The organism is Synechococcus sp. RC10B2, assembly GCF_047502635.1.
Genome location: NZ_JANSHO010000056.1, coordinates 77,421 through 92,408, shown reverse-complemented (window position 1 = coordinate 92,408; position 14,988 = coordinate 77,421). Strand labels below are relative to the sequence as shown.

The 14,988-nt window shown below is 61.7% G+C and carries 12 protein-coding genes; 9 read left to right on the top strand and 3 right to left on the bottom strand.

Going from position 1 to position 14,988, the window contains the following annotated elements:
- Window positions 1–233: 233 nt before the first annotated feature.
- From dnaK to NW855_RS07775, 9 genes are all read left to right on the top strand, one after another.
- Window positions 234–2,042, top strand: a complete 1,809-nt coding sequence (gene dnaK, locus NW855_RS07815; protein WP_011429677.1) for a molecular chaperone DnaK — start codon at window positions 234–236, stop codon at window positions 2,040–2,042.
- A 116-nt stretch (window positions 2,043–2,158) separates the two neighbouring features.
- On the top strand, window positions 2,159–3,343 hold the full coding sequence (gene dnaJ / locus NW855_RS07810; protein ID WP_011429678.1) for a molecular chaperone DnaJ: 1,185 nt from the start codon (window positions 2,159–2,161) through the stop codon (window positions 3,341–3,343).
- On the top strand, window positions 3,340–3,603 hold the full coding sequence (locus NW855_RS07805) for a sulfurtransferase TusA family protein (RefSeq protein WP_011429679.1): 264 nt from the start codon (window positions 3,340–3,342) through the stop codon (window positions 3,601–3,603). The genes dnaJ and NW855_RS07805 overlap by 4 nt, the downstream gene beginning before the upstream one ends.
- Complete coding sequence (gene rsgA / locus NW855_RS07800; protein ID WP_011429680.1) at window positions 3,600–4,691, top strand: ribosome small subunit-dependent GTPase A; 1,092 nt, start codon at window positions 3,600–3,602, stop codon at window positions 4,689–4,691. The genes NW855_RS07805 and rsgA overlap by 4 nt, the downstream gene beginning before the upstream one ends.
- A gap of 115 nt (window positions 4,692–4,806) precedes the next feature.
- Window positions 4,807–6,327, top strand: coding sequence for a hypothetical protein (locus NW855_RS07795; RefSeq protein ID WP_099812353.1), 1,521 nt, complete (start codon window positions 4,807–4,809; stop codon window positions 6,325–6,327).
- A gap of 398 nt (window positions 6,328–6,725) precedes the next feature.
- A complete protein-coding gene (locus NW855_RS07790; RefSeq protein WP_168173314.1) occupies window positions 6,726–7,712 on the top strand; it encodes a pentapeptide repeat-containing protein in 987 nt (328 codons plus the stop codon).
- Window positions 7,713–7,838: 126 nt separating this feature from the next.
- The gene (locus NW855_RS07785; RefSeq protein ID WP_240527965.1) at window positions 7,839–9,335 is read left to right on the top strand and encodes a sensor histidine kinase; all 1,497 of its coding nucleotides are present in this window, start codon (window positions 7,839–7,841) and stop codon (window positions 9,333–9,335) included.
- A gap of 95 nt (window positions 9,336–9,430) precedes the next feature.
- Window positions 9,431–10,210: a sensor histidine kinase gene (locus NW855_RS07780; RefSeq protein ID WP_011429685.1), complete on the top strand. Its 780-nt coding sequence runs from the start codon at window positions 9,431–9,433 to the stop codon at window positions 10,208–10,210.
- Between the two features lie 64 nt (window positions 10,211–10,274).
- A complete protein-coding gene (locus NW855_RS07775) occupies window positions 10,275–11,012 on the top strand; it encodes a response regulator (protein ID WP_414390766.1) in 738 nt (245 codons plus the stop codon).
- A gap of 21 nt (window positions 11,013–11,033) precedes the next feature.
- Here NW855_RS07775 and NW855_RS07770 read toward each other — a convergent pair whose 3' ends face one another.
- From NW855_RS07770 to NW855_RS07760, 3 genes are all read right to left on the bottom strand, one after another.
- Window positions 11,034–12,680: a DUF3352 domain-containing protein gene (locus NW855_RS07770; protein WP_414402352.1), complete on the bottom strand. Its 1,647-nt coding sequence runs from the start codon at window positions 12,678–12,680 to the stop codon at window positions 11,034–11,036.
- 96 nt (window positions 12,681–12,776) lie between these two features.
- Window positions 12,777–13,277, bottom strand: a complete 501-nt coding sequence (locus NW855_RS07765; RefSeq protein WP_011429688.1) for a ribonuclease H family protein — start codon at window positions 13,275–13,277, stop codon at window positions 12,777–12,779.
- 416 nt (window positions 13,278–13,693) lie between these two features.
- Entirely contained in the window at window positions 13,694–14,794 is a 1,101-nt protein-coding gene (locus NW855_RS07760) for a phosphotransacetylase family protein (protein ID WP_099835615.1), read from the bottom strand.
- Window positions 14,795–14,988: the final 194 nt, after the last annotated feature.

The window sequence follows — 14,988 nt, the reverse complement described above, 5'->3', positions numbered from 1 at the left end:
ACAGAGCGGGGCTTCCAGGACTACGTCCCGCTAGCGCGAACGGCGGATTAGCTAACCAAACTTGCTCACTTGAACCTTGACAAACAAAGCCGGGATAGCCTCAAAAAGGCTACAGTAAAGCTACGGAGGCGGAAGCGCCGCCTGAAGGTTTCTGCGGGATTCTGGGCAAAATGCTCTTATGAGATCCGTGGAATTGTCCTGGGTTGGGATTTGACGCACGGGGAGAGAGGGGTATGGGCAAAGTCATCGGGATTGACCTGGGAACCACCAACAGTTGCGTGGCGGTTTTGGAAGGGGGCAAGCCCGTGGTGATCACCAACGCCGAAGGAGGGCGCACCACCCCCAGCATCGTCGGCTTTGCCAAGAACAACGTCCGCCTGGTGGGCCAACTGGCCAAGCGTCAGGCGGTTACCAACGCCGAAAACACCATCTTCAGCATCAAACGCTTCATTGGCCGCACCTTCGCCGAAACTGAAGAAGAGCGCAAGCGAGTCCCCTACAAGGTGATCCCTGGCCGGGACAACATGGTGGAGGTGGTGGTGCAGGATCGCGCCTACACGCCCCAGGAGATCTCCGCAATGATCCTGCAAAAGCTGAAGGCCGACGCGGAGGCTTATCTGGGGGAGCCGGTGACTCAGGCGGTGATCACCGTCCCCGCCTACTTTACCGATGCCCAGCGCCAGGCCACCAAAGACGCGGGCACCATTGCCGGACTGGAGGTGTTGCGCATCATCAACGAACCGACGGCAGCCGCCCTGGCCTACGGGCTGGACAAACAAGATCAAGATCTGCGCATCTTGGTTTTCGACCTGGGTGGCGGCACCTTCGACGTCTCGGTGCTGCAACTGGGCAGCGGCGTGTTCGAGGTACAAGCCACCGCCGGCAACAACCACCTGGGCGGGGATGACTTTGACCAGAGAATTGTCGATTGGCTCAACCGCCAGTTTTTGGAGACGGAAGGGATCGACCTCTCCCGGGATCGCATGGCCTTGCAGCGGATGCGGGAGGCGGCGGAGAAGGCCAAAATCGAGCTGTCCAGCACCCAGGTTACGCTCATCAACCTGCCCTTTATCACCGCCGACGACTCCGGGCCCAAACACCTGGAAGTGGAGCTGACCCGCGCCAAGTTCGAGGAGTTGGTGCAGGATCTGGTGGAGGCTACTGTTGAGCCCACCGAGCAAGCTTTGCGGGATGCCGGCCTCTCCCCTGAGGATATCGACCGCGTGCTGCTGGTGGGTGGCTCTACTCGCATTCCCGCTGTTCAGGAGAAGATTCGGCAAATCTTCAAAAAAAACCCGGATCGCTCCGTCAACCCCGACGAGGCAGTAGCCCTTGGCGCAGCCATCCAGGCAGGGGTGGTAGGCGGAGAAGTGAAAGACCTGCTGCTGTTGGATGTGATTCCCCTCTCCATTGGCGTGGAGACCTTGGGCGGGGTATTCACCCGCATCATCGAGCGCAACACCACCATTCCCACCAGCAAAACCCAAATTTTCTCCACCGCCACCGACGGCCAGACAATGGTGGAAATCCACGTCTTGCAGGGAGAGCGGGCTATGGCCAAGGACAACAAGACCTTGGGCCGCTTTCAACTAACCGGGATCCCGCCAGCTCCCCGCGGGGTGCCCCAGATCGAAGTCTCCTTTGATATCGATGCCAACGGCATTTTGAAAGTCTCCGCCCGCGAGAAGGGGACGGGGATCGAGCAGAGCATCAAGATCACCAACCACGGCGGCTTGAGCAGCAGCGAGATCGAGCGGATGCGTCGGGAAGCCGAGGCCTACGCCGAAGAAGATCGGCGCCGGCGGCAGTTGGTGGAAGCCCGCAACCAAGCGGACAGCCTGCTCTACAACTACGAGAAGACCCTGCAGGAGCACGGCAGTCGCCTTAGCGAGATCTGCCTCCAGAGGGGGGCCCAGGCGGCGGGCACATTGAGGGCGCTGCTGGCAAATGATAACGTAGACTTAGCAACTTTACGGAATGCAATGGAAGAGCTGCGGGCTGTGCTCCTAGAGATGGGGAGTGAGATCTATGGCACTCGCTGAGGATACTCGGCGAAGGCTTTTGCTCAGCTCTGGGGCATGGCAGAGGGGCATTGCCTGGGCCATCCGGCAAGCTGTGTTTCCGGCGTCATTCGATCCTTGTTCTCTGAAGCGCTTCTATGGCTCGTGACTACTACGAAATCTTGGGGGTTAGCCGTGATAGCTCCAAGGAAGAGATTAAGCGCGCCTATCGTCGGCTGGCCCGCAAGTATCACCCTGACGTCAACAAAGAGCCAGGGGCTGAGGATCGCTTCAAGGAAATCAACCGCGCCTATGAGGTGCTCTCGGACGACGAGCTGAGGGCTCGCTACGACCGCTTTGGGGAAGCTGGGCTGAGCGGTGCGGCGGCTGCCGCCAGCGGGTTCCAGGATTTCGCCGGAATCGGTGGCTTCGCCGACCTTTTCGAGAGCTTCTTCACCAACTTTGCGGGAGGGGGAGTTGGCTACAGCCGCAGCCGCCAAGGGCCGGTACGCGGGGATGACCTGCGCTTTGACCTGAAATTGGAGTTTCTCGAGGCCATCTTCGGCGGCGAAAAGCAAATTCGCATCAGCCACTTGGAGGTCTGCCCGGTCTGTGGGGGCAGCGGGGCCAAGCCCGGCACAGATGTGAAAGTCTGCCCCACCTGTGGCGGCGCTGGTCAGGTGCGGCGGGCCACCCGCACCCCCTTTGGCAACTTTACCCAGGTCTCGATCTGCCCCACCTGCGGCGGTGCCGGCCGGGTGCTGGAAGAGCCCTGCTATAACTGCAATGGCGAGGGCCTCGCCCAGACCACCAAGAAGCTGCGCATCAACATCCCTGCCGGCGTGGACAGCGGCACCCGTCTGCGGGTTTCTGGCGAGGGGGATGCCGGTCGGCGCGGTGGCCCACCTGGGGATCTCTACGTTTACCTCTTCGTCGAGCCGGATCCCGACTTCCAGCGGGATGGTCTCACCATCTTCTCGCAGGTGCGGGTAAGCTATCTGCAGGCCATTTTGGGGGCTAAAGTCTTGGTGCCCACGGTGGACTCGAAGGCGGGCCTGGAGGAAGAGGCGGAGCTGACCATTCCGGCGGGTTCCCAGCCGGGTACGGTGCTAACTCTGGAGGGCAAGGGGGTACCTCGCCTTGGCAATCCGATGTTGCGGGGCGACCACAAAATCACCCTGGTAGTGGAGATTCCCACCCGCATCAGCTCGGAAGAGCGGGAACTGCTTATGCGCCTGGCCGAGTTGCATGGGGAACGCATCAACAAGCGGGACGGTTTCTTGGGCGGGCTGTTGCGGGGGCTGGCCCAAATGCCCGGCAACCGAGAGCGAGAAGAAGAATGACGGCAGAGGCAATTCCCCCCCACGAGGTGAAGCTGGTTCTGGATCAACGCGGGATCCCCTGCCCGCTCAACTACGTGCGCGCCAAGTTGCGCCTAGAACGCATGGCGCCGGGGGAGGTGCTGGAGCTGTGGCTGGATGCAGGAGAGCCTCTGGAGCAGGTGCCCAAGAGCCTGACGATGGCGGGGCATTACATTGAAGGGCAACAAGCGGCGCCCGAGGGACACCACATCCTCTGGGTACGCCGTGGGAATTTGGCATGAGCCACCGGAGCGCCGTCCAAGAGGAGGGGCAGGGATCCACTTGCACTGGCTGGGTGCGCGCCGCCCAGGCCAACTTTTATCGCGTGCGCATCGATCCCGAGCTGGCTGCCCTTTTTCCTGAGATCGAGGCGCATTTCCCGGCCCAAAAGCCGATGCCGGCGGAGCTTCTCTGCACTGCTCGGGCCAAGCTCAAAAAAATGGGGCAGTCGGTGATGGTGGGGGACTGGGTGGAGGTTAGCTTACCGCCGGCTGCCGACTCTCTCTGGCCGGAGCGGGGGGCAATTGAGGCCATTCTGCCGCGGCGAACTCAGTTGCCTCGACCGGCCATCGCCAACATAACCCAAGTCTTGGTGGTGATGGCCCTGGCCGAGCCGGAGCCCGAGCCCAACGCCCTCAGCCGTCTGCTGGTGCAGGCCGAGGCCAGCCACCTGCGAGTTCAGGTGGTGTTCAACAAGTGCGATTGTGTAGAGGCGGCGGTGGCAGAGAGCTGGCGACAGCGTCTGCAGCGGTGGGGGTATGAGCCTCTATTGGTCAGTGCCCTTACTGAGGCAGGGATCCCCGAGCTGCGCCGCCGCTGTCGGGATCAGATTTCGGTGGTGGCTGGCCCCTCAGGGGTAGGCAAGTCAAGCTTGCTCAACCGACTCTTGCCGGCTGTTCAGCTGACCACCCAAGCGGTGTCAGAGAAGTTGCGCCAGGGGCGGCACACCACCCGCCATGTGGAGCTGTTCCCTCTGCCAGAGGGGGGTTGGATTGCCGACTCTCCGGGGTTCAATGCCGGCGAAGGGATCCCGCCGGTTTCCCCTCAGCAGCTAATACGTTGCTTTCCGGAAGTGCGGGAGCGGCTGGGCACCTGTCAGTTTCGCGATTGCTTGCACGATCGGGAGCCGGGCTGTGGGCTGCGGGAGCTGGACTGGGAGCGGCGGGGGTTTTACCTACAGCTTTTACATGAACTCCAGGAAGCGCAAGCGGCAAACTCTGCCCCAGCTTGCCCAGGTCTCAAGCGAAGGGGGGAGGGGCACCACCTGACCTGCCGTAAGCAGAGCCATCGCATCCTGACCGATTCCGACCTAGACTGGCAAGAGGATTGAGGCGGATAGAGCCTTTGGCCCTGGTTGATTGCCTTCGCCGCTTCCTTACATGATGATGCTCCTCCAGAAACGGCCTTTTAACCCCAAGGCCTAAAACTCCCACTGAGCAGCTCCTATGGTTCTCTCGGATCCCCTTCACCTTATCGTCCAAGAGGTGCAGCAGGGCGAGTACGCAGACCGGGTAAAAAAGCTGGTTTACTTCACCTGCACCCGCACTTGGACAAACGACGCTGTCAAGCTGAGCGGGGAGGAGCTAAAGGCTCTGCTGGAGCAGCTCTACCGCGAGCATGCGACCCTGGAGGACCTAGTCCGGCGTTTTCGCGACGCCATCAGCCAAATCAACAAGAAGGCTGAATACGCCCGCGTCGCCAAACTGCTGCTGAGCAAGCTCGAGCTCCTCTATCACCAGTCTCAATCGGATCCCGGCAGCCCTCTGACTGCTTCATCTGGGGATCTGCCGGCTTGGGTGGCGCCTGCGCCCAGCTTACCTGTGAGATACGGCGGCCTACAACTGCACAAGCAAGACTACGACCCGTTCGAGTTGCGGGCGGGGGTGATGCAGCAGACAAGTCCCTTGCGGGCCAAGCTGGTTTTGTTCACGGCTTTGCACCACAGGCTAGAGCCCACGGTGCAAGGGTTGGCGGCCCTACGGCGCTACAGTCTCGACGAGCTGCTCAGAGCCCTTTACGACGCCTGCAACTCCCCGCAGGAGCTGGAAGCGCGGCTGCAACAGGCGGTGCAGCAGCTCCAGGAGCCGGAGCAGGATAGCCAAGCAGCTAACGCCGTGCTGCAGATGCTGCAGCCTCTCTACGTTTACGTGTCCCAAGAAACAATGGCCGGTGGGGGGCTAGCTGCCGAGACTCTCGCCGCCGATCTCGATTGGCTCAATGGGGAAAATGCCGTCGGCACTGGCGGGACGGAGTCCAGCCGCATCACTTGGCTGGAGTCCGAAAGCCCGAACGAGGGGGAAGCGACAGCCGAGCCCCCTGCTTTTTCTGCTCCTGCCGTTCTGGCGTCAGAGCTTCCAGAACCCTGCCGCCAACTGCTGCACCGTAGCGCCGGATCCCTGATGGCCACCATCGAGAACACCCTGAGCGAGTTGGGCAACGCCCTGGACGAAGGGCTGCAGGACGAGGATCCGGACCAATACCTGAGCCTCAAACACCAGGTGCTGCGTGGCCTTCTGAAAGACGTAGAGGGATCCGCTGCCCTGTTCAGAGGGATCCTGAGTAGGCTGGAGCAGTCGGAGTGGGGTTTGCTGCGGCCCGCCGGCAATGCGGGACAGCCAGGAGAGATGGCCGAGATGCCGCTTCAGGTGGGGGATCCCTATGCCGCTCTGCGGCAGGTGCTGGCCACCAGCGAGCTGGCCCGCCAAAAGCCCCAGTTGGAGCAGGAAGTGATGCGCTTGGTGCGGCGCAGCATTGGCGCGATCAAAACCGCCATTGAAAATGCCCTGAGCGAGCTGGGCCAGGCCTTGGACGAACAGTTCCAGAGCCGTCCCCTAGAAGAAGCCTTAGTTCTCAAGTACCAGACGTTGCGCGCCTTTTTGCAGGAAGTCGAGGAGATCTCCACCAAGTTCGCCGCTTTCTTGGCCCGCATGGAGGAGGCAGAGCGCCGTCTATTTGGCCTGGTTTGAAAACCAAGCCCGCCATTCTGGGATCCCGTCAACTCGCCTGAAGTCAGAGAGAGCTGTAGCTGTAGGAGCAGCCCCCCTCTCCCAGTGGGAGAGGGGTGGGGGGTGAGGGATGCCGCTTCGCCGCTGCCAACATCCAAGACAGCGCCGGGCGCGAAAGCCCTGACCCTCCTCACCCTTGAGGGCAGAGATTCTTCGGAGTCCCGAAACGAACCTTCAAAGGCGCTGTCCAACCGCTCTGCTGTTACCCTGGCGGCCACCCTACTTTTTTGGTCGCGCCGGCGAGGCCAAGTCCTTTGCCTTCCCTAGAGCCGATAATGCTGGCGCTCCAGTGCAGTGTCTCGCTTTAGAATGGCCATGAGCGCGGGATCAGCTCTCTTCCATGGATTCTATGGATGCCAATGGATGCCAAAGATCTGCTCCGACTGTACCGGGCAGGACGGGTTAACTTTGCAGGCGAGAACCTGGCCGCTCTGGATCTGAGCCGAGCGGATTTGATCGGGATAGACCTTTCTCAGGCCGACCTGCATGGTATCAACTTGATCTTTGCCTACCTGGGGCGGGCCAAGCTGCAGAAGGCCAACTTGGTGGGAGCGAATCTCAGTGGGGCCAACCTCAGCCAGGCTGACCTGAGCGAGGCAGATCTCAGAGATGCGCATTTGCACGGCACCACGTTGCAAGGGGCGGACTTGCACGGGGCTAACTTGACGCTGGCTCTGTTGATCGACGCCAACTTGCTAGAGGCGGATCTGCGCTGGGCCAACCTCACCAGCGCCAACCTGGGGGGGGCTTGCCTGCGGGGGGCCAATCTCCGTTTCGAGAGTCGCCGGGCAGCCGTGCTGCGCAGCGCCAATCTCAGCCGCGCCGACCTGAGCGGGGCCAACCTGGCGGGAGCGGATTTGACGCGGGCCGACCTAAGGGGGGCCAATCTCAAAGAGGCCAGTTTAATCGGAGCCCACTTACAGGGAGCCAACCTACAGCGGGCCTGTTTGCGCGGGGCCCTCCTCAGCAACGCCGACCTGAGGGGAGCTTCCTTTCTGGGCGGGGACCTACAGGGGGTGCAGATGGGGCGGGCCAACTTGAAGGAAGCCATGCTCAGCCAGGTCAACTTGGCGGAAGCCAACCTCAGCGAGGCAGATCTGGCGGGAGCCGATCTTTCCGCCGCCTGCCTGCGCTCGGCCAAGCTGGCGCGGACGGATCTGAGTCGGGCTAACCTGGCCGGGGCCGACCTGAGATCGGCCAGCCTGGTGGATGCCTATCTGGGCCGCACCAACTTGGAAAATGCCGATCTCCGCGAGGCCATCCTCACCCGCGCCGACCTCAGCACCGCCAACCTCGCGGGAGCCAACCTGCGCGGGGCGACTCTGCCAGATGGACGGATTGGGTGAGCAAGACGGGGATCCGCCCTGGAGAAGGTGAGGTTTTCCGCTGTCCTAGAAGCTTCACAACCGCTAGCCTACAGGGGAAGGGTGGGATCAAAGGGATCCGTGAACAGCCGCCGATTTCTGTCCTTGATGGAAGCCTTGTGGGCCGCTCTACCCTTGCCAGAATGGTTGCCGGGGGCGGGAGAGCGCTCTTGGCAGCAGACGGTGGCAGCCCTGCTCCAGCTATGGCAAGAGGTTGGACAGTTTGGCGTGGTGATCGGGGGGCCGGTCTCCTGGTGGCCCCCTTGGGTGGTGCAGGATCCCTTACCCCAACTGCCGCTGCCCATGGATGCGCTGCATCTTCCCCGCCACTCTTGGGAGCCGGCACGGGAACCCCCCTGGTTGTTCAGCCCGGATTTTTCCCCTGAGTCAATCCTCACCCCTGGGCAGACGGTGATCCCTCTCCTGCCGCGGGATCCACTGGTGGAGGAGCCTTTTCTGTTGCTGCTCACCCCTGTTTTTTCGGCAGTAGCTGCCCAGGGTCACCATCCCCACACCCGGCAGAGGGGGATGATGGTCTCTTTTGAGCCGGAGGTGATCCGACGAGCCTGGCAGAGCCTGGAGCAACGGGTTCAACAGGGCAGGCCAGACCGGCTGGCCGCTTGGCAGGAGTTGGCCCGCCACTATCCCCTGATGCAGCCGCATGTACGGGTGTTGGCCCGCTTCAGCAGCTTCCTTCTGCTGGGTAACCTGGCCGAGTTTGGATCCCCGCCCGCCCGCCTGCCCCCTGCCAGGGCAGAACAGGAGGCTGCCGCTGTGCCTCCACCGCCACCAGCAGCAAGGCAGATCCCGGCTTCTTCATCTTCCGCTTCCTCGCCGGCGCCTGAGCCTCCCGCCCACGGCCGCTCCTCCGCTCCCCAAGCCGAGCCAGAGCAAGCGGGCAGCCTCTCGGAGGCGGAGTTGTTGCGGGCTCTCATCCACGAGATCCAGACGCCCCTCAGCACCATCCGCACCTTGGTCAGCCTCATCCTGAAGCGGCGCGACCTGCCACCGCGGGTGCGGGAATACGTGGAGAAGATCGACCGCGAGTGCACCGAGCAAATCAACCGTTTCGGTCTGTTTTTCCAGGCCACAGAAACGGTCATGCCCGCTGCCACGCCAGGCGAGGGACGTCGGTTGCAACTGGAGCCGATTGCGCTGGTGGACTTGGTGCGGCAAAACCTGCCCCGCTGGCAGGAACAGGTGGAACGGCGGGGATCCCGCTTGGAGTTGGAGATCCCTGCCGAGCTGCCCGATGTGGTCAGCGATCCCAAAGCCCTGGAGGCGGTGCTATTTGGAATTATCGACCGCCTAGCCCGTAGTACTCCCGCTGGCAGCCGCATCCGCGCCCAATTGCTCAGCGCTGGCGAGCTGGTGAAGCTGCAGTTCCAGGTAAACACCCCCGAGGGGAGCGACACCCCTAGCCTGGAACTTAAGTCCCCTCAGCCAATTGGCCAGTTGTTGGTGGTGCAGCCAGATACCGGGGCCATTAGCCTCAGCCTGCCAGTAGCCCGAACCCTGTTCCGAGCTTTGGGGGGCTATCTCACTGTGCGCCATCGGGCTCGGCAAGGGGAAATTCTCAATATCTACTTACCCCGCCAGCTCTAGTCCGCCGGCCTGGAGCCGGTCTGAAGTGGCAAATCCCAGGGAGGATGGGGCTAGGATCGATTTGCTTGCTCCAGGAGAGTTGAAAGAGGGGATCCATGCCGAGAGCGAAAAAAGTTGCCGAACCTCACCCAGAGCCTGAGCCCGTCTGTGGGGGCGGGGATCCCAGGCCTGGCGGGGGGATCACTCTATCTGCCCAGCAGCTCTCCACCTTGCTCCACGAGATGCGCAATCCTCTAACCGCCCTGAGCACGCTGGCCAAGTTGTTGCAAAAGCGTCTGCCCCCCGACGATCGCAACCACTGGATTGGCCTGAGCATTGAACAGGAGTGCAAGCATCTGCAGGATCTGCTGGCGGAGCTGGAGCGCTTGGACGGGATCCCGGCTCCTCTCCAACTTCGGCCCCTCTCCTTGGCCGACCTGCTGCGGGAGTGGAGCCCTATTTATCAGGCCCTGGCGGAAGCGCAGGGACATCGCTTTCAGGCCGTTCTTCCCCCTTTCCTGCCGCCGGTACTGGCAGATCCCCGCGCCCTGCGCCAGGTGTTGGATAACTTAATCGACAACGCCTGCAAGTACACCCCGCCCCCCGGCGATATCCAGCTCAGGGTAGAGGTCAAGCCCGCCGAGGAAGCGAGAGGCTCAAGCGCCTCCTCTTGCCAGGAGGTGTGGATCGCCGTCTGCGACAACGGCCCCGGCATCCATCCTGAGAACCTGGAGCGGATCTTCGATCCGTTTTTTCGCGCCGATCCCTCCAAGCCGGGGCAGGGGCTGGGGTTGGCCATCAGCCGCGACTTGGCCGCCCAAATGGGAGGAGATCTCGAGGTGGAAAGCTCCCCCCAGGGCTCCTGCTTCCGCCTCAGATTGCTCACGGCCCAGTAGGGCTTAAATGGAGCAGGCATGTCTCTTCCAGCCAAAATCTTGAAAGCTATCCAGGAGCTGCACAATGGCCCCCTCCGCTCAAGCCAAATCCGAACCTGCCTCGGCACGGGCCCGCATCTTGTTGGTGGATGACGAGCCAGGCTTGCGGGAAGCAGTGCAAGCCTATCTAGAAGACAGCGGCTTTGAGGTGATCCCGGCTGCCAATGCCCAGCAAGCCCTGCAACTGCTCAGCACGACGCAGCCACAGTTGATTATTTCCGACATCATGATGCCGGGCATGGACGGCTACCAATTTTTGGCGCAAGTGCGAAAACTCGATCCCTACAGCCACCTGCCCGTGGTCTTCCTCACCGCCAAGGGGATGACCGCCGACCGCATCCAGGGCTACCGGGCCGGCGTCGATGCCTACTTGCCCAAGCCATTCGACCCGGAGGAGCTGGTGGCCATTGTCTCCAATCTCATCGAGCGCTCCCGCGCGGCCAGCCCCTCGGAGGTAGTGGCCCGCGAGCTGGCCTCGATTCGCGCCCTGCTATCGGAGCGAACTCTCCCCCCAACCATTCCCTCTCAGCCCCCCACCCCAACTCCTTTACCCCCACCGATTAAGGTGGAGCTGACACCACGGGAACAGCAGGTGTTGGAGAAGGTAGCAGAGGGTCTGATGAACAAAGAAATTGCCAAACAACTGCAAACCAGCGTGCGCAACGTGGAAAAATACGTCACCCGCCTCCTCAACAAGACGGGCACCAGCAGCCGCACCGAGCTGGTGCGCTACGCCCTCACCTACGGTCTGATCCGGTTGTAGCCCTCACCGCCGGCCCCTCTCTTACGGCTGTGGCTTGGGCGGCACCGTGACCAGCAGCTCCAGTCCAAGGGCGTGATCTCCGACGGGGTAGCTGGTGATCCCCAACCCATCGATACGGGTCAGTAGCTCGCGGGCCTCCGGCTCCAAGCTTGCCAGCCCACCCGGCAAAGCGGCTTCTAGCACTGTGCGGATGCCGCGCCAGTTGAGCAAAAAGTAGCCGTAGTTGGGCTTGGGCAACTGCTCGTAGAGGGTCTTCAGCGGCTCGGTTTGAGGGATCCAATTGCCCTGGCGTTGGGCAAGGGTTTGCAGCGCCGCCGTGCTGGTGGTAACCATCAGGTAGTTGCCTTCCCAAGACCGCACCAAGAGCGGACGTTTAAACAAGGGATCCGCCCAGGTGACCTGGCCCTCGGCTTCTGTTACTCGCGCGCCCGACTCTTGGGCCAGCCGATCCAACTGGGCCAGAGCTGCGTTGGCCTTATCTTTTTGGCTGCTCTCGACGAGCAAAGCCGCCCCCATGCCCTGCAAGAAGGGGTGGGCCTGGGCATCGGGCGCCACCAGCAGGGCCATCTCCCCGTCCAGCCAAGCCATCAGGTCTTGATCCAAATCCAGGCGGGTATTGGCCCGGAACTCGGCCCGCAGCTCATCCAGCAACTCTTTGGCCTGGGGATCCTTTTCCAGTTCAGAGACAACCGCTTGCCAGCGCTGGGCCACCTGCTGGGTGGTGATCACCGCCAGGGCACTGCCGGGCAGCCGCCGGATCAGCTCGCCCCGGGCGGTTTGCCACTTGCCCAGCAGCGGGGTTTGGGGATCCAGTTGGGTGAGCATGCGCATCTGCAGGCCCTGCTCCCGCCAGTGGGCGGCCATGGCCAGAGAGCGCAGCGGCTGCAGGGATCCCAGCTCTTCCGGATCTAGATCCGGCATCCAATCTTTAAAGGATGTGGGGTCGTCGTGGAGGGCCTGGAAATTGAAGTAGGCAAAAGCCAGGGTGCCCGGCTTCTGGTAGAGATCGCCCACGGCGGTGCGGAAACCTTCGGCGCGGCTGATGGGCTCCGCCTCGCCGCGATAGACAGCAATCGCCCGCTGCATCACCTTGGGATCGTTGGCCAGGGCCACGAAGCGGTTGCCAAACTCCGCCGTCACCCACCGTTCGCCCGGCTTGCCGTTGGTTTGCACGTAGAGAGTCACTCCTTGCTCTTGGCGCTGCTCAAAGTTGGCCCCTTCTGCCTCTGCCTGTTGCCGCACTTGGGCCAGAAATTGCCTGGACAGATCGGCGTTGCGGGTGCTGGCTCCCCACAGGATCCCAGGCACCGGCTCCGCCGCCCCTGGCACCAAATTGGGGATCACCACCGCCAGCGTAAAGTGATCCCCGGCCCAAGCTTGCATCTCTTCCCGAGAAAACTCCTGGCCAGTGCTGGCCCAAGCTTCTGCCGTCCAGCTTTCCCAACGGGCCAAAAGGTCAGGGTGGGTGCGGAGCGACTCTTCCGGTTTGGTAGAAAGGGCCAGCACCAGAGGTGCCGATTGGGGAACCAGCGCCGTCTCGGGCAGAACATCGCCAGGCAACTGCACCTGGGGTGCCCTGAGCTGACAGGATCCCAAAAGCCAAGAGCTCCCCACCGCCATCAACGTCAGGGAGAGCGGACGAGAGCGACGATAAAGTTGGGCCTGCATACCCCACCTGCAACGAGCCGTCCTCTTGAGCATAGGCGATGGACTTAGCCCCTGTCTGTGATCCCAGGCCTTCACCGAAGTATCGAAATAAATCAGCTACTTGGGTCGGGCGCGGGCGACCAGCTCATCCACATATTCGTTCCAGCGCAGACCCCGATGGGCCGGGATCCAGGCCACCCGCACCTGCGGGCACTGCTGCTTGAGTTGATACAGCTCCTGCACCAGATCCAAGTTTTCCACCGGCCCCGTGCGCCGCCGCCACCCCTGCGCTGCCCAGCGCTCCATCCAATCGTTGTAGGTCTGTACGCAAAGGTGGGAATCGCTGTAGATGGTGTCTATGCTGTTGCTCTGGGTGTCGCGACAATATTGCAAAGCCCGAATGAGGCCGGTCAATTCCATACGGTTGTTGGTGCTGGCGGGATCCCCTCCGTAAAACTCATCCACAATCTGGTCATCCTCAACCACCACCACCGCCCATCCCCCTGGCCCTGGATTGGGGGAACAGCCCCCGTCGGTAAAAATGCCACTAGGAGGGCAATCGGCCAGCCGTGGGGGAGGTGCTACTTGGCGGTTGCCCGGACGTAAGCTCTTGGCCATGATGGGATCCCTAGCCGACACCGGCAACTGCATTCTACCCCCTGGAGGGCCTGTCGGCGCCGTCGTGGCTGGAAAAGTATCTTTTCGCGCTACCGGCAGCATAAGCCTGTAGAGGCATCAGAAGCCGAGTTATTTGGCCAAACAGCGCGAATAAAAACCCCCAGAAAAGCTGGGGGAGGAGTGGTGTGTTGAGGTGATGAATACTTGCATGATATCTCTTGAAGCCGGTGGGTAGCCGCAAATGGCAAACGATCTCTGCGTTTTCTTGCAGAAATCATTGCAAACGGGAGCAAGCGCCAGACACTAGAAATCAGGACGGTAGAGAAAATCTGTTCCCCCTTGGTTACAGATAGTGTTTCTCATCTGAACATATGCCTTACTAAGGGCTAGATGTAGAGAAGCCCTAGATAACTTTTTTATGCACCTGCTGCCGACGCTAGGGATTGTGTCAGGCCCAGATGGGCATAAAGGCGGGAAAAGTCAAAGTTTGCTGACATTAACTCCTGGATGCAGCGAACCTTAACCTCCTCGTGCAGGCGGATCTGGCCGAAAACCCGCTCGATGCGATTGATAGTGGTGAAGGTATCCAGATCCACGGAGAGGATCGGCACTTCCAGTTCTTCGGCCCGCGCCCGGATGCGGGGATCCAGAGGCAGCTTGCCGGTCAAGATTAGGCAGAGGGTGGAGGTTTCCAGGGCGGCCAGTTGAATATCGGTGCGGTCGCCGCCGGTGATCACCGCCTTGTGCTCCAGCTTGCGGAAGTACTTCAAGGCGGAGTTGACGTTCATCGCCCCCACCGCGATGTCTTCGACCATCAAGTCCATCCGATCCGGGCAGCAGAGCACCTCGGCCTCCAGTTGCCGCGCCAGCTCCCCAACGCTGATGCTGCGCAAAATGCGGTGGGAGGGCAAAATGCCCAAAACCGGGATCCCTTGCGCCTCCAGAAAGGGTCGAACGATGGTCTTTGCCGGCTCCATCTGGTCGGGTGGCACATCGTTGAGCAGCACGCCGGCCAAATGGGATCCCAGTTGGCGGTGGGCAAAGAGAAGAGAATCGACCGCCAAAGGGGAATGGTAGCGGCTGATCAGCAGTACCTGAGCATCCAGGGCTTGGGCCATTTTGGCCAGGGAGAGGCCGAACAACTCGCCCTCGTAGAGATCGGCCGGGCCCTCTAGCAGGATCAAATCCGCAGCGGATCCCGTGGCAAACTTCAGCAGAGGGGCGACAGAGCGCGCGGGATCTGGCTCCCCCGGAGACTGCTGGATATGGGTCAGCAACGCCTCTTCGTCGAGCTGGAAAAGCATGGGTGGCATCTGGGTCAGCCGCAGCGTCTCCGCTACAAAGCGCATATCCGGGTCTATCCCTTCCGGGGATCCATCCTCCCGGGCGCAAGATCCGAGCGGCTTCCCATAAGTAATTTTCACTCCTTGTTGCTGCAGATGCTTGGCCAAACCCAAGACAGCCGCCGACTTGCCGCTGAAAGGTTCGGTAGAACCGATTAGGAGGAACTTGGACACGGAAAGCTCCCAATACGCAAGGGACAACGAGGGTGTAGCTGAGGTTACCTGTTACTCAGTCTAGCGGAGGCCGCTTGGGGGAAACCTCGGGGCTGCCTCCGAGGGAAGCTGGAGATTTCCCGGCGGGGCTGTGAGCTGGGGAACCACCTCCAACCTCTGCTCTCCCCCTTTGGATTTCCTTGTCCTCTGGTCAG

What these genes read in the sequence shown, in the direction of transcription:
- rsgA (WP_011429680.1), top strand. Translation starts at nt 3,600, where the DNA reads ATGAGCCACCGGAGCGCCGTCCAAGAGGAGGGGCAGGGATCCACTTGC.
- dnaK (WP_011429677.1), top strand. Translation starts at nt 234, where the DNA reads ATGGGCAAAGTCATCGGGATTGACCTGGGAACCACCAACAGTTGCGTG.
- NW855_RS07775 (WP_414390766.1), top strand. Translation starts at nt 10,275, where the DNA reads ATGGCCCCCTCCGCTCAAGCCAAATCCGAACCTGCCTCGGCACGGGCC.
- NW855_RS07770 (WP_414402352.1), bottom strand. Translation starts at nt 12,680, where the DNA reads ATGCAGGCCCAACTTTATCGTCGCTCTCGTCCGCTCTCCCTGACGTTG.
- NW855_RS07780 (WP_011429685.1), top strand. Translation starts at nt 9,431, where the DNA reads ATGCCGAGAGCGAAAAAAGTTGCCGAACCTCACCCAGAGCCTGAGCCC.
- dnaJ (WP_011429678.1), top strand. Translation starts at nt 2,159, where the DNA reads ATGGCTCGTGACTACTACGAAATCTTGGGGGTTAGCCGTGATAGCTCC.
- NW855_RS07805 (WP_011429679.1), top strand. Translation starts at nt 3,340, where the DNA reads ATGACGGCAGAGGCAATTCCCCCCCACGAGGTGAAGCTGGTTCTGGAT.
- NW855_RS07795 (WP_099812353.1), top strand. Translation starts at nt 4,807, where the DNA reads ATGGTTCTCTCGGATCCCCTTCACCTTATCGTCCAAGAGGTGCAGCAG.
- NW855_RS07785 (WP_240527965.1), top strand. Translation starts at nt 7,839, where the DNA reads ATGGAAGCCTTGTGGGCCGCTCTACCCTTGCCAGAATGGTTGCCGGGG.
- NW855_RS07765 (WP_011429688.1), bottom strand. Translation starts at nt 13,277, where the DNA reads ATGGCCAAGAGCTTACGTCCGGGCAACCGCCAAGTAGCACCTCCCCCA.
- NW855_RS07790 (WP_168173314.1), top strand. Translation starts at nt 6,726, where the DNA reads ATGGATGCCAAAGATCTGCTCCGACTGTACCGGGCAGGACGGGTTAAC.